Source organism: Janibacter sp. HTCC2649 (assembly GCF_000152705.1).
Lineage (GTDB): Bacteria > Actinomycetota > Actinomycetes > Actinomycetales > Dermatophilaceae > Knoellia.
Genome location: NZ_CH672413.1, coordinates 2,183,802 through 2,196,017 on the forward strand (window position 1 = coordinate 2,183,802; position 12,216 = coordinate 2,196,017).

The window sequence follows — 12,216 nt, forward strand, 5'->3', positions numbered from 1 at the left end:
TGCCCAACCCCATCGAGGGGTCAGCCGTCGCTGACCCCTCGATGGATGATTGAGGCAATCGCCTGGATGACGTCGTCGCGCCCCACGCCGAGGTCCTGCACGGTGACGAGGAACCACGAGCGGTCCAGTCCTGCGAGGGCGGTGAGCCCGAGGGCTTCCGGGGCACTGGTCGGCTCCGTCTGCCTCGACCGCAGGTGCATGCCCAGCAGGAACGAGACGCGGAGCTGCATGCGCTTGGAGAGCGCGCGGACATCGGCGTCGGTCGGCCCGGACTGTGCCGAGGAGAAGATGAAGGCACCGTGCCGGTCCATGAAGGCGAAGTAGGCGTTGACCCACCCGACGATGTCCTCGCGACTTGGGCTCATCGGCAGCCCGTCCCAGAGGGCGATGACAGCCAAGATGTCGTCGTATGCCGTCTGGCCCAAGAGGTTGAAGACCTCGCGCTTGTCCTTGAAGTAGGTGTAGAACCCTGCTCGTGAGATGCCACAGGTGTCGGTGATGTTGTTGATCCGCGTGCCGGCGTAGCCACGTTCGAGGAAGAGCTTGCGGGAGGCCTCGAGGATCGACTCCCGGGTGCGCTGAGCACGCCAGCCCAAGGCGTCGTCCTCGTTGGTGTCGAACGCCAGCGCCGCCTCGGGTGCGGAAGTCGTGGGACGCGTGTCCATGAGTTCTCCTGACGTGGTGTCGGGGTGCTGTGGCACCCGGTCTTCGAAGCATAGTTGACGTTTTTACCCCGATCTGTCGCGCCGCGCTGGCAGTGCCATAACTGGATCTTCCCAGCGGCACTTCAAGCCTCGACAGCAGACCAGAATCGCGTTACTCTGTATTTATTGACGAAAACGTCAAGTCTAGCCCTCCCGGGCACAAGCGAAGAGGTGACGGATGTCGACCCAGACCCAAGCCGTGCCGACGAGTCAGGCCAGTCCCGATGTGGATTACCCGATTTACGACGCCGACGAGCACTACTACGAGCCGGCGGACTGCATCAGCCGCCACCTCGACCCCAAGTACCGCGGCATCGTCCGCTGGGCCGACATTGGCGGCCGGAAGACGGTCCTCATCAACGGCCGCCAACTCACGGTGGTGCCGAACCCGACCTACGACCCCGTCGCCGAGCCCGGGTCGCTCGAGACCTACTTCCGCTCCGAGAACGTCGAGGGCAAGGAGTTGCGGGACATGGTCACCATGCACCCGATTCAGCCCGAGTACCGCAACCGGGACGCCCGGGTCAAGCGCCTCGACGAGCAGGGCGTGGAGCAGACCTGGTTGCTGCCGAGCTTCGGTCTCGGCATCGAGGAGATGCTTCAGGAGGACCCGGAGTCAACAGCGGCGATCTTCACGGCATACAACCGCTGGCTCGACGAGGACTGGGGCTACGCGCGAGACAACCGAATCATCGCCCCACCCATGATCACCCTCATCGACGCCCAGAAGGCCGAGGAGGAGGTCGACCGCGTCCTCGAGGCAGGCGCCCGAATGGTCATCCTCAAGGCCGGCCCCGTGGCCAACCCCTACGGTCGTCCACCGTCGCCGGCAGACCCTCAGTTCGACCGGATCTGGGCACGTCTGGCCGAGTCGAACACGGTTGTCGTCATCCACGCGGGCGATGCGGGCTACACCAAGTTCCTCGGTGACTGGGGTGAGAGCACCCGCTACAGCGGCCTGAAGACCTCCACCCTCACCGAGGTCCTCTCGCTCGGAGTAGAGCGGCCCATTTTCGACATGATGGCGGCCATGGTCTGCCACGGTTTGTTCGATCGGCACCCGGCCCTGCGTGTTGCGACGGTTGAGCTCGGCTCCGCGTGGTTGCCCGATCTTCACCGTCGCCTGCGCGCCTCCTACGGCAAGACGCCGCAGATGTACAAGCGCGACCCGATCGAGTCCCTGCGCGAGCACGTGTGGATCGCACCGTTCTACGAGGACAAGGTCGACGCGCTCCGTGCAGTCCAGGGCGCCGACCGCATCCTGCTGGGCTCGGACTGGCCGCACCCCGAGGGGCTGCCCACACCGCGCAGCGCCATCGCGGACTTCGAGGTCCTCGGCGCTGAAGACATGCGCAAGGCCCTCCACGAGAACCAGAAGTTCCTCACTGGCCCTCGCTGACCGAATCTCACCACTCGTACGGAAGCCCCCCGTGGTACGGCCACGGGGGGCTTCGGTGTGAGTGACCGGGGTCAGTTGAACAGGTCGACGACCGGACGGTCGCGTGGCTGGTCGGCAAAGATCGTCTTGCCTGCACCCTCCATGTGGGAGCGCCAGTGTGCCTCAGCCGCCTCTGCATCCTTGGCCTCCACAAAGCCGACCATCTTCTCGTAGGAGCGAATGGTTCGTCGGAAGCGGGCTGCCGGGGCATTGTCCGCCGAGAAGCCCTGGACGATGGTCTGGTGCAAGTGGGTAGCCACGATCTCGGCCAGCACCTCACACTGCACGGCGAGGGTCTGGTTGCCACAGCGCTCGAAGATGAGCACGTGGAACTGATAGGTCAGGTCGGTCCACAGACGTGCGTCCGGCACGGCCTCGATTCCGGCCTCGACGACGGCGCTCAGGTCGGCGATACATTGGCGCATGTCGGCAAGGTCTGCTGTCGTGCGTCGCTTGGCGAGCAGGCGCGCGCAGTATGGCTCGACCACCATTCGCGCCTCGTAGACGTCGAGGACCGTCGTCTGCCGCAACTGGAGCAGGAGTCCGACATAACGCGCGGCCACGGAACTGTCCGGAGTCATGACCTGAGCCCCGCCCCGCGAACCCCGGCGGACGATGATGAGCGTTTCGGTCTCAAGGATTCGGAAGGCCTCACGCAGAGTGGGCCGGGAGACGCCGTACTGGCCCATGAGCTGGACCTCTGGAGGCAGCGTCGCTCCGGGCTGCAAGTCCCCTTTGACGATCTGGCGCCGCAGATCCGTGGCGATGAGCTCGGCAGTCTTGGGCGCCCGGACGATGCGGCCGACGGTGGATGGAGAACTCGTGGTCATGGTGAGAGTCTACGTCCCAATCAGTCACATCATCTTAATGATGCGCCCCGCGGCCCTGTTGACCGGATCCTGTTGGCCTATCCGCTGCTGGGTCCCAACGGCTCAGCCGAGGGGCCGAAAAAGTGCCTGCTGGGCCAGGCTGACCGCGAGGACGCCATCCTGCGTGAACATCGATCCGGTGTAGAGCCCGCGGCCGTGCGCCGTGCGCGTCGGCTCCATGACGTTGAGGAGCCACTCATCGGCGCGGACCGGCTGGTGAAACCACACAGCGTGGTCGAGGCTCGCCCCCGTCGTGTTCGACCCATCATGCAGACGGCCCAAACCGCTCGATCCGTCAGACATGTAGGTCACGGCTGCAGCATGGAGCAGTGGGTCGTCGCCGAGATTGCTCGTGCATCGAGACCAGAAGCGCTCGGGGAAGGGCAGCTCCGGCGTGAGCTGGTCCAAGAGGCCCCACTCGTGCGCGAAGAGCCGCGGCACAGGGATCTGCTCACACTCGTCGACAGAAGCGACCTCAGGAGCGACGATCACTTGATTGTCGACGCCGGGGTTGTCCACCGCAAAGGACATGACGGCTGTGAAGATCACCTGGCCGCCCTGACGTGCGACGACGTGGCGTGCCGAGTAGTTGCGTCCGTCGCGATCCCGATGAACCTCGAACAACGTGGGATGCGCGCACTGCCCGCTGCGCAAGAAGTATCCGTGCAGAGAATGGGGGAGCCTGTCCGCTCCGACTGTTCGTCCCGCAGCGAGCAGCGCCTGGGCTGCGACCTGTCCACCGAAGAGGCGGAACTCGTCGTCGTAGACGAAGTTGGCCCGAAACAGGTCCGGCTCGATCTCTTCCAGCGCCATGACCTCGCTGAAGTCCACGCCGGCAACGAAGTCGGCCTGGCTGCGGACCGCGTCGTCTGACGTCTCGTGCATGGCAGTCATGTGCGCACTATAGTGCAATGAGTTCACTCATTCATTGTTGTGGCGCGCTAGCACTGTCACACACTCCTCGGAGGACCTATGGACTCAGATCTCGCCTTGCTCATCCTTCGACTCGCATTGGGTCCCATGCTGGTTCTGCACGGGGCGAACAAAATGTTCGGCCCCGGGGGGATCGCCGGGACGACCGGCTGGTTCGAGTCGCTGGGACTTCGACCGGCGTGGCTTCACGCCCGGCTCGCGGCGGTCACCGAGATCGGCGCTGGCCTTCTCGTCACCCTGGGGTTGGCGACAGGGCTGGCCGCGCTGGCCTTCGTGGGCCTTATGGTCGTGGCGATGCTGACGGACCACCGGGGCAAGGGCTACTTCGTCTTCAAGGGCGGCTGGGAATACGTCCTGCTCGTGGCCATGTGCGCGGTGGCACTCGCCGCCGGCGGTCCGGGTCACTGGTCCCTGGACCACCTCTTCGGCCTGGATGTCTCAGGCGCGCCCTGGGCACTGGCCGCAGCCCTGGGTGGGACGGTGGCTGGCCTTGGACTCCTCGCTGTCGGTCGTCGTGGCCCGAGGAGCGCTTGAGCCGTTCGATCACCGCACGCCAGGGCGGATGACACCTTCCTGGATGGTCGAGGCGACCAGTCGGCCGCCCTGCTCAAAGATCGAGCCTCGGGACAGGGAGCGGCCGCGGCCGGTCCACAGTCCCTCCATGTCGTGGAGGAACCAGTGGTCTGCCCGAGTGGCGTCGTGGAACCACAGGGTGTGGTCCAGGGTGGCGAACTGAAGATCACCGTCGGTGAAGTTCCTCGCGTGCGGCCCGAGCCCGGTCGACAGCAGGAGCAGATCGGAGCAATAGGTGAGAGCGGCAGCATGTGTCAACGGGTCGTCACCGAGTGTGCCGGTGGCTCGCAGCCACAGGCTTTGTCTTGCTGGCGTCGGACGGCCCATCCGAACCAGAGCCCGGGTCGGCGACTCCGGGAACCGCATGTCCACGAGAAGGTCCTCTGCCAGAGCCGTGATCCACGCCAGCATCTCCTCATCGTCGGCGAAGGCCACCTCGGGCAGGGGTGTCTCGTGTGGCGACGCGACTCGCAGGCTGCCCGCCTGGTGATCCATGTCTGTGACATCGCCGACATGGAAGGAGGCAGTGAGGTGGAAGATCAGCCGCCCATGCTGGATCGCCTCGACTCGACGAGTGCTGTAGGAGCCTCCGTCGCGAACCCCAACGACCTGATAGGTGACGGGTTCGCTGGAGTCGCCGGGCCGAAGGAAGTGGCAATGGGCCGAGTGGATCACTCGGTCTTGAGACACGGTCCGCCCTGCGGCCATCACCGCCTGGCCGGCCACCTCACCACCGAAGGTCCGGGTCGCTCTTTCGGTCGTGAGGGTGCTTCGGAAGGTCAGTTCGTCCAGCTGATCCAACGTCAGGATCGAGGCGATGGACCGATCGTTGCGATGTTCGGACACGGGTTCGTCGTCCTCTCGGCAGGGGCCTTTGTGACGAGGAGTGTCTCGATTCCGACGACACCCCTTGGCATCACTGAGTTAAATCATTAAACTATACGATGCGCCCGACGATCGACGGCGGGCCATCTGACCGGAGGTCCCGTTGTCCCCTCGTGATGCTGTCATCGTCGACGCCGTCCGCACCCCTGTCGGGCGCCGCAACGGCTCCCTGTCCGACCAGCATGCGGTCGAACTGTCCGCCCATGTCCTCACTGCCCTGCAGGAGCGGACCGGATTCGACCCGGCCGAGGTCGACGACGTGATCTGGGGGGTGGTCAACCAGGTCGGGGACCAGTCGCTCAACACGGCTCGCAATGCGGTGCTGACCGCGGGATGGCCCGAGTCGGTGCCCGGCACCACGTTGGACCGACAGTGTGGGTCATCCCAGCAGGCGGTGCACTTCGCAGCGGCCGGCCTGATCTCCGGGCAGTACGACGTCGTCGTCGCAGGTGGTGTCGAGATCATGAGCAAGGTCCCCATCGGGGCGTCAACCGCGGTGGCCGACTTCGGCTCCGGCCACCCCCAGTCGCTACTCGACCGCTATGGCATCGATCGGTTCAACCAAGGGGTCGGCGCCGAGATGATGGCTGAGCAGTGGGGGCTCAACCGTGAGGACCTCGATGCCTTCTCGGCAAAGTCACACAAGAAGCTGGCCGATGCCATCGACAGCGGGCGTCTCACCGGCCAGATCACTCCGGTTCCCCTGACTGACGGATCGACCTTCTCGGTCGATGAGGGGTTGCGCCGCGGGACGTCGGTGGAGTCACTGGCCGGACTCAAGACGGTATTCAAGGAAGACGGCGTCATCCACGCCGGCAACGCCTCGCAGATCAGCGACGGCGCCGCAGCCCTCCTCATGATGACGGCCGAGAAGGCCGAGGAGTTGGGACTGAAGCCCATTGCGCGCTTCCACACGGGCGTCGTCGCCGGCAATGACCCGGTGATGATGCTCTCTGCACCGATCCCCGCTACGCAGAAAGTGCTGGAGAAGTCTGGGTTGACCGTCGATGACATTGGTGTCTTCGAGGTGAACGAGGCCTTCGCGTCGGTGCCGATGGCGTGGCTGGCGGAGACCGGAGCCGACCCCGAGCGACTCAACCCCAATGGAGGTGCCATTGCGATCGGACACCCCCTGGGCGGATCCGGGGCCCGCTTGATGACCCAGATGGTCCATCACATGAAGGACAACGGGATCCGCTATGGACTCCAGACGATGTGCGAGGGCGGCGGCATGGCCAACGCCACCATTCTCGAGCTCCTCTGAGTCCACGTCCTGGCCCACCTTCCAACCTTTCTGAGCTCCACTTCTCATCGAGACCCACCAGCAGCAGGAGAGACACATGACCGAGCAGGTTCTCGTCGAGTCCCGGGACGGCGTCCAGATCATCACGATCAACCGACCCGAGGCCAAGAACGCACTCAACCTCGAAGTCGCCACGGCCGTGGCCGCGGCCGTCGACGAGCTCGACGCCAACGACGACCTCCGGGTGGGCGTCCTCACCGGGTCCGGCGGAGTGTTCTCCGCGGGAATGGACCTCAAGGCCTTCCTCGCCGGGGAGTCGCCGGCCATCGAGGGGCGGGGGCTCTGCGGCATCACCGAGACGCCTCCGCGCAAGCCGCTCATCGGTGCCGTCGAGGGCTGGGCACTCGCCGGAGGCTTCGAACTCCTGCTCGCGTGCGACCTCGTCGTCGCAGCCGAGACGGCCCGGTTCGGGATCCCCGAGGTCAAGCGAGCATTGCTCGCCGGCGGCGGCGCGGCCCTCTTTCTGCCTCGGCGAATCCCGACGGCAATCGCTCTGGAACTGCTGCTCACCGGCGATCCCATCGACGCGACGCGGGCCGCGTCCTTCGGGCTGGTGAACCGCGTGACCCCGGAGGGTGGAGCCCTGGGCGGCGCGCTCGAGCTGGCGAAGGTGATCGCCGCCAACGGACCACTCGCTGTGGCCGTCACCAAGGAGATCGCCCGCAGCACGTCCGACTGGACGACCTCTGACGGCTGGGCAAAGCAACAAGCCCTGATGATGCCCGTCTTTGAGTCGGCCGATGCCCGTGAGGGTGCGACCGCCTTCGCCGAGAAGCGCCCCCCCGTCTGGACGGGTCGTTGACCCTCGCGATCCTGCCGCGAACCTTCACCAAGAGCCCTGGACTCGAATCAGTAAACTGATATAGTCATATTCGTTGAACGCGTCGCAACGACGCATGGCCTGCAAGGAGGCAGACATGAAGCTCACGGTCGGCAAGACTTTCGCCAGCGCCGTCGATGGCGCGACGGTCGTCGTCGTGCGAGCAAGCGAGGCCGACGTCGAGCTGACGTCGGGCGGACTGCCCATGTACGACCCCCGCTCGGACGCCCGGCCAGAGGGCGAGGTCGACGAGGCACAGCTCGCAGGAACACTCATTGGCAAGCGCTATGTCACCGAGGCCGACGACATCGAGCTCCTGGCGACCAAGCCCGGGAAGGGCTCCCTGGCCATCGACGGTCAGGCGCTGACCCTGCGCAACGCCAAGCCGCTACCCGCCTCCGACTGACCCGCCAGGGGCCACGGCTCCCGTCGCTCTGCTCCCGAAGGGACTTCGCCATGCACCTGTCGATGCTTCTCGACATGGCCTCCGACGGATTCGGAGACCGCGTCCTCATCGGTCGCTCCAGCGAGGGGCTCACTGCGGTCGATCTCCGCCGTCGGGCGCGCGCCGGCGCCGCCCTGCTGCGCGAACGACAGGCGAAGGCCCTGATCTACGTCGCGGTGAACGGTCCGGCATTCCCGGTCGCGATGTTCGCCGCAGCCTACGCAGGCGTGCCGCTCGTGCCGGTCAACTACCGGCTGGGCGAGGAGCAGCTGGACTACCTTCTCGCCAACCACCCCGGGGCGCTGGCCATCGCTGCGCCGGAGTCACGGCAGGCTGTCGCGGCCGCAGGTCTGGACACGGTCACACCCGATGAGTGGCTGTCGGCAACGGATCAGACCGACGACGACAGCGATCCGGAGTGGTCCGGCGAACCCGCGATCATCATCTACACGAGCGGGACGACGTCCAAACCCAAGGGGGTCCTGCTACGTCACGAGAACCTCGTGTCCTATGTCCTCGGCTCTGTCGAGTTCGCCGGCGCAGCGGAGGAGGACGCAGCCCTCGTGAGCGTGCCGCCCTACCACATTGCCGCCGTCGCCAACGTTTTGAGCAACCTCTACAGCGGTCGCCGCACCATGGTGCTGGAGCAGTTCACCCCGCAGGAGTGGTTGGGCATCGTGCGCGACGAGCGGGTGACCAACGCGCTCGTGGTGCCGACCATGTTGGCTCGCATCGTCGCGACCGAGGGCGACACATCAGTGCCGACCCTGCGCAACCTTGCCTACGGCGGTGCGCCGATGCCCGCCCGCATCATTGCGACCGCTCTGAAGTTGTGGCCCGACGTCGGCTTCGTCAATGCCTACGGCCTCACCGAAACCTCGTCGACGGTGGCAGTGCTCGGACCCGAGGACCACCGTGCAGCGCTCGCGAGCGACGACCCGGCGGTTCGGGCCCGGCTCGCCTCGACGGGCCAGCCACTGCCCACCGTCGAGATCGAGATCCGTGATCCGTTCGATGAGGTGTTGCCTGTCGGTGAGGTCGGACGGATCTGTGTGCGTGGGGATCAGGTCTCTGCGGAGTATGCCGGCGTGGGCCGGACCGTTGACGACCAAGGCTTCTTCGACACGCGCGACAAGGGATACCTCGACGAGGGTGGCTATCTCTTCATCGGCGGACGGATGGATGACACGATCATCCGCGGCGGTGAGAACATCGCTCCCTCCGAGATCGAGGTCGTGATCCTCGCCCACGAGGACGTCGAGGACTGCGCTGTGGTCGGGGTGCCCGACGAGGAGTGGGGTCAACGCATCGAGGCTGCGGTCGTTGCACGCGAGGGACGGTCCATCGATCCGGAAGGGCTGCGGGACTATCTGCGCGCCCATCTGCGCGGCAGCAAGACTCCCGATCGGATCCACGTTCTCCCAGAGCTGCCCCGGACCGAGACGGGCAAGCTCATCCGGCGCCACGTGGTGGCTGCGATCGCGAGCGAACCAGAGCCCTCACACGCCTGAAGCCGTCGCTCAAACTGGTCGCCTGGGTCGGGCAGCTCGGCGTCGTCAGGGGCCGCCAACCCAGGTGCTCCGGACCAAGTCGGCGCTGCATTGGCTCAGGGCTTCGTCCAGTCCCGTCCACAACAGGCACAGGTCGGCAGGTAGGCCGGGGGCGACCCGACGAGGAGCACCACCCGGGTCGTCCGGTGCCGAAAGGTATCCGCGCAGTGCGGTCCGGGGATCCACGCCACAGTCGGCGCCGACACGAATTCCCCTGGCGGACAGGCGATCTCGGGAAGCGCGCATGGTCGACCACGGATCCGCGGGAGCGTAGGGAGCGTCGCTCGACGGTGCGACCCTGAGACCGGAAGCCAGCAACGTGGCGTATGGGTGGAGGTGGTCCAGGTCTTGCGGCTCGACCTCCCGCAGGTAGTCATCGCCTCGGTCCCGTAGGAGGAGCGGCTGGACCACGACCCGCACCCCGAGACTGGCGGCCCACTCGGCGAGCTCCGGAGGGAAGACGAAACCGTGCTCGATGCGGTCGCCCTCGACTGGCCCCGCCAACTCCAGCGCTGCGAGGGTCAGCACCAACGACTGGCGGGTGACGCAATGGACGGCGACAGCCCGATCGACGGAGCGTGCCTGCGTGATGCGCGCGGCGAGCGTGTCGGGGTCTGGCAGGTCGTGGTCGTGAAGGTGGAGTTTGCGCGCCCCGATCCGGACCCACTCCGAGACGGCGACCGTTGGGTTCGCGGTGAGCAGAGTGAGCCGCAGTCGATCGGCGCCGGTAGACAGAGAGGTCGCCAGATGAGTCTGGGCGTCCTCGTCGAGGTCGGGCGAGGCGTCGGTGACCCCGGTGAAACCCACCCTTCGGAGCTGACGCTGCACGTCCGCGGTCGATGGGAGGACGCCGCCGGAGGCCAGGCGAACGAGGTCGTCACGGCGCCAGATGCGCCCGGTCCGGCGGCCGGATGGGTCGCGCTCCACGCCGTTGTCGCCGTCGGATCCGGGGATATCGGGCAGTTGGGCCAGTGCGCGCGTGTTGAGCACCCACAGTGCACCGCCGCGATGCTGGACGCGGACGGGGACGTCATCACGCGCCCGGTCCAGTGCGCGGCGATCCACGGTGCCCTCGTCCCCGGACACCTCGTGAAGGCCGGTCGCGCGGATCCACCCAGACCGGTCGGGCCGGGCGCCGCGCAGTCGCGCAGTCCATGTTGGCCCAGCCCCCGAAAGGTCAATGGAGGTGGCCGCTGCGGCCATCGCCAAGAGGTGGACGTGGTGGTCGTGCAGGCCCGGGATCAGGGCTCCGCCCCTGCCCTCGACGACGTCGGCATCGGTTGAGTTCGGGCGCAGTCGTCGGCCGATCTCGGCGACCCGGTCCGAAACGACCCGGACGTCAGTGCGTTCTCCCCGCACCTCGACGTCCGTGAAGAGGATCTCGGGGGGCCGATCCGTCATGCTGTTCCACGCTCGTCAGCGCAGAGCCGAGCGGTGTCGTGCATCGACAGATCGAGCAACCACCCTGAGTCACTCCTCAACGCCGCCGCGACTGCCACCGCACCATGGACTCCGGCCAAAGGGTCGGCCAGCGCGTCTCCGGCCGGAAGCGCCTCATCCGCATCGGCGAGCAGCCCGGCCCCCGCCGCGATGTCGTCGCCGAAGCCGACCCAGTCACTGCCCCGGCCACGGGCAGTGATCGACAGCCAGATTGTCCCTGTGGCGACCGCGTCCTCGGCCCTGATGCCGAGGTGTCGCAGGGCGCGCGGTCGGGACGCCTCGAGAACGACGTCTGCCGACTCGATGAGTTCGGCGAGCTCAGCGCGTCCCCGGGACGAGTCGAAGTCGAGAGCCACGTGCTCCGAGCCCTGGTTCAGGTGCTCGAAGAACGCCGGCGATCCGGCGCGGGCTCCGTCGGGTCGTCGGGTGCTCTCGACCTTGGTGACTGAACCACCGCACTGGCGAAGGAGTCGTGCACACAGCGGCCCCGCCCACAGGGCAGTGAGGTCGACGATGACGGGAGGCTTGATGCGGGGTCGTGACGTTCCGCCCCTGGTCGCCACGAGCCAGGGACGGGACGCGTCGGGATGCTGTGTCACCGGTGCGGCCGGCACTCCGAGCAGCTGACAACGACGCGCCAACTCCACTGCCAAGCGATGCTCCGCCCACGTCTCAAGTGCCGCCCACACGTCCCCGGTACCGGTGGACTCGACGATAGCGGGCACGAGGTCAGCATCCGTCGGGCGTGCCAGCGAGACCGCCAGATGCCCGTCACGACACGGCAGCAGTCGCATGGCGCCCCCGCACGACCAAGGCGCATTGCGTTCCAGGCCAGTCAGGGCAGCCCGCTCCCCCAGCAGCTCAACCCCGGGCAGCCCGATGGCTCCGGAGATCGCGGTCAGCCAGGCCAGCGCACCCCGGGTGGCGGGGGCCGGATGGCCGGTCACCCCCATCGGCCCCGCGTGTGCGTAGCCGGTCAGGGCACGACCACCGGAGCGGGCCCAGTCAGCCGCCGAGTCGGGTGCATCGGCAAGCTTGATGCGGCCGACGATCGCGGCACCGTCGACACCCAGGACCGGTGCGAGGACAGGCGCCAGCGCCCGCGCATGACGCGCTGCGGGTCCATCCCCGACGATCTCGTTCTCCACGCTCACAGGCCCATCGTCGTCGACGAGCGACTCGCCGAGAATCAGTGCACTCATTTTACTGGTGACGATACGCTGACGTGACCCATCACCTCTCCGAAAGGCTCACAC

Annotated in this window: 12 protein-coding genes; 6 read left to right on the forward strand and 6 right to left on the reverse strand. The window is 66.8% G+C overall.

The window, feature by feature from the left end; genetic code table 11:
- Window positions 1-20: 20 nt before the first annotated feature.
- A complete protein-coding gene (locus JNB_RS10445) occupies window positions 21-665 on the reverse strand; it encodes a TetR/AcrR family transcriptional regulator (protein WP_009776425.1) in 645 nt (214 codons plus the stop codon).
- 217 nt (window positions 666-882) lie between these two features.
- Between JNB_RS10445 and JNB_RS10450 the strand changes: the two genes are divergently transcribed.
- Window positions 883-2,103 carry an amidohydrolase family protein gene (locus JNB_RS10450; RefSeq protein WP_009776426.1) on the forward strand — a complete coding sequence of 407 codons (1,221 nt, stop codon included), beginning with the start codon at window positions 883-885 and terminating at the stop codon, window positions 2,101-2,103.
- Between the two features lie 71 nt (window positions 2,104-2,174).
- Here the strand turns inward: JNB_RS10450 and JNB_RS10455 are convergent, their stop codons facing one another.
- Both JNB_RS10455 and JNB_RS10460 read right to left on the reverse strand, forming a co-directional pair.
- A complete protein-coding gene (locus JNB_RS10455; protein WP_009776427.1) occupies window positions 2,175-2,972 on the reverse strand; it encodes a FadR/GntR family transcriptional regulator in 798 nt (265 codons plus the stop codon).
- 102 nt (window positions 2,973-3,074) lie between these two features.
- Window positions 3,075-3,905 (reverse strand): acyl-CoA thioesterase II, encoded by an 831-nt coding sequence (locus tag JNB_RS10460; protein WP_009776428.1) that lies wholly within the window; start codon window positions 3,903-3,905, stop codon window positions 3,075-3,077.
- A gap of 78 nt (window positions 3,906-3,983) precedes the next feature.
- Here JNB_RS10460 and JNB_RS10465 point away from each other — a divergent pair, with 78 nt between their 5' ends.
- Window positions 3,984-4,478 (forward strand): DoxX family protein, encoded by a 495-nt coding sequence (locus JNB_RS10465; protein WP_009776429.1) that lies wholly within the window; start codon window positions 3,984-3,986, stop codon window positions 4,476-4,478.
- 9 nt (window positions 4,479-4,487) lie between these two features.
- Here the strand turns inward: JNB_RS10465 and JNB_RS10470 are convergent, their stop codons facing one another.
- On the reverse strand, window positions 4,488-5,363 hold the full coding sequence (locus JNB_RS10470; RefSeq protein WP_009776430.1) for an acyl-CoA thioesterase II: 876 nt from the start codon (window positions 5,361-5,363) through the stop codon (window positions 4,488-4,490).
- 142 nt (window positions 5,364-5,505) lie between these two features.
- Between JNB_RS10470 and JNB_RS10475 the strand changes: the two genes are divergently transcribed.
- From JNB_RS10475 to JNB_RS10490, 4 genes are all read left to right on the forward strand, one after another.
- The gene (locus JNB_RS10475) at window positions 5,506-6,666 is read left to right on the forward strand and encodes a thiolase family protein (protein ID WP_009776431.1); all 1,161 of its coding nucleotides are present in this window, start codon (window positions 5,506-5,508) and stop codon (window positions 6,664-6,666) included.
- A 76-nt stretch (window positions 6,667-6,742) separates the two neighbouring features.
- The gene (locus JNB_RS10480) at window positions 6,743-7,507 is read left to right on the forward strand and encodes a crotonase/enoyl-CoA hydratase family protein (protein WP_009776432.1); all 765 of its coding nucleotides are present in this window, start codon (window positions 6,743-6,745) and stop codon (window positions 7,505-7,507) included.
- Window positions 7,508-7,622: 115 nt separating this feature from the next.
- Entirely contained in the window at window positions 7,623-7,931 is a 309-nt protein-coding gene (locus JNB_RS10485; protein WP_040883694.1) for a hypothetical protein, read from the forward strand.
- Between the two features lie 74 nt (window positions 7,932-8,005).
- Window positions 8,006-9,481 carry a class I adenylate-forming enzyme family protein gene (locus JNB_RS10490; RefSeq protein ID WP_237700646.1) on the forward strand — a complete coding sequence of 492 codons (1,476 nt, stop codon included), beginning with the start codon at window positions 8,006-8,008 and terminating at the stop codon, window positions 9,479-9,481.
- A gap of 45 nt (window positions 9,482-9,526) precedes the next feature.
- Here the strand turns inward: JNB_RS10490 and JNB_RS10495 are convergent, their stop codons facing one another.
- Window positions 9,527-10,921, reverse strand: coding sequence for an amidohydrolase family protein (locus JNB_RS10495; RefSeq protein WP_009776435.1), 1,395 nt, complete (start codon window positions 10,919-10,921; stop codon window positions 9,527-9,529).
- Window positions 10,918-12,162 carry a CoA transferase gene (locus JNB_RS10500; protein WP_009776436.1) on the reverse strand — a complete coding sequence of 415 codons (1,245 nt, stop codon included), beginning with the start codon at window positions 12,160-12,162 and terminating at the stop codon, window positions 10,918-10,920. The genes JNB_RS10495 and JNB_RS10500 overlap by 4 nt, the downstream gene beginning before the upstream one ends.
- Window positions 12,163-12,216 lie beyond the last annotated feature (54 nt).

Bases quoted from the DNA above. Each gene is read 5' to 3' on its own strand.
- JNB_RS10465 (WP_009776429.1), top strand. From the start codon at position 3,984: ATGGACTCAGATCTCGCCTTGCTCATCCTTCGACTCGCATTGGGTCCC.
- JNB_RS10455 (WP_009776427.1), bottom strand. From the start codon at position 2,972: ATGACCACGAGTTCTCCATCCACCGTCGGCCGCATCGTCCGGGCGCCC.
- JNB_RS10500 (WP_009776436.1), bottom strand. From the start codon at position 12,162: ATGAGTGCACTGATTCTCGGCGAGTCGCTCGTCGACGACGATGGGCCT.
- JNB_RS10495 (WP_009776435.1), bottom strand. From the start codon at position 10,921: ATGACGGATCGGCCCCCCGAGATCCTCTTCACGGACGTCGAGGTGCGG.
- JNB_RS10485 (WP_040883694.1), top strand. From the start codon at position 7,623: ATGAAGCTCACGGTCGGCAAGACTTTCGCCAGCGCCGTCGATGGCGCG.
- JNB_RS10450 (WP_009776426.1), top strand. From the start codon at position 883: ATGTCGACCCAGACCCAAGCCGTGCCGACGAGTCAGGCCAGTCCCGAT.
- JNB_RS10490 (WP_237700646.1), top strand. From the start codon at position 8,006: ATGGCCTCCGACGGATTCGGAGACCGCGTCCTCATCGGTCGCTCCAGC.
- JNB_RS10460 (WP_009776428.1), bottom strand. From the start codon at position 3,905: ATGACTGCCATGCACGAGACGTCAGACGACGCGGTCCGCAGCCAGGCC.
- JNB_RS10445 (WP_009776425.1), bottom strand. From the start codon at position 665: ATGGACACGCGTCCCACGACTTCCGCACCCGAGGCGGCGCTGGCGTTC.
- JNB_RS10480 (WP_009776432.1), top strand. From the start codon at position 6,743: ATGACCGAGCAGGTTCTCGTCGAGTCCCGGGACGGCGTCCAGATCATC.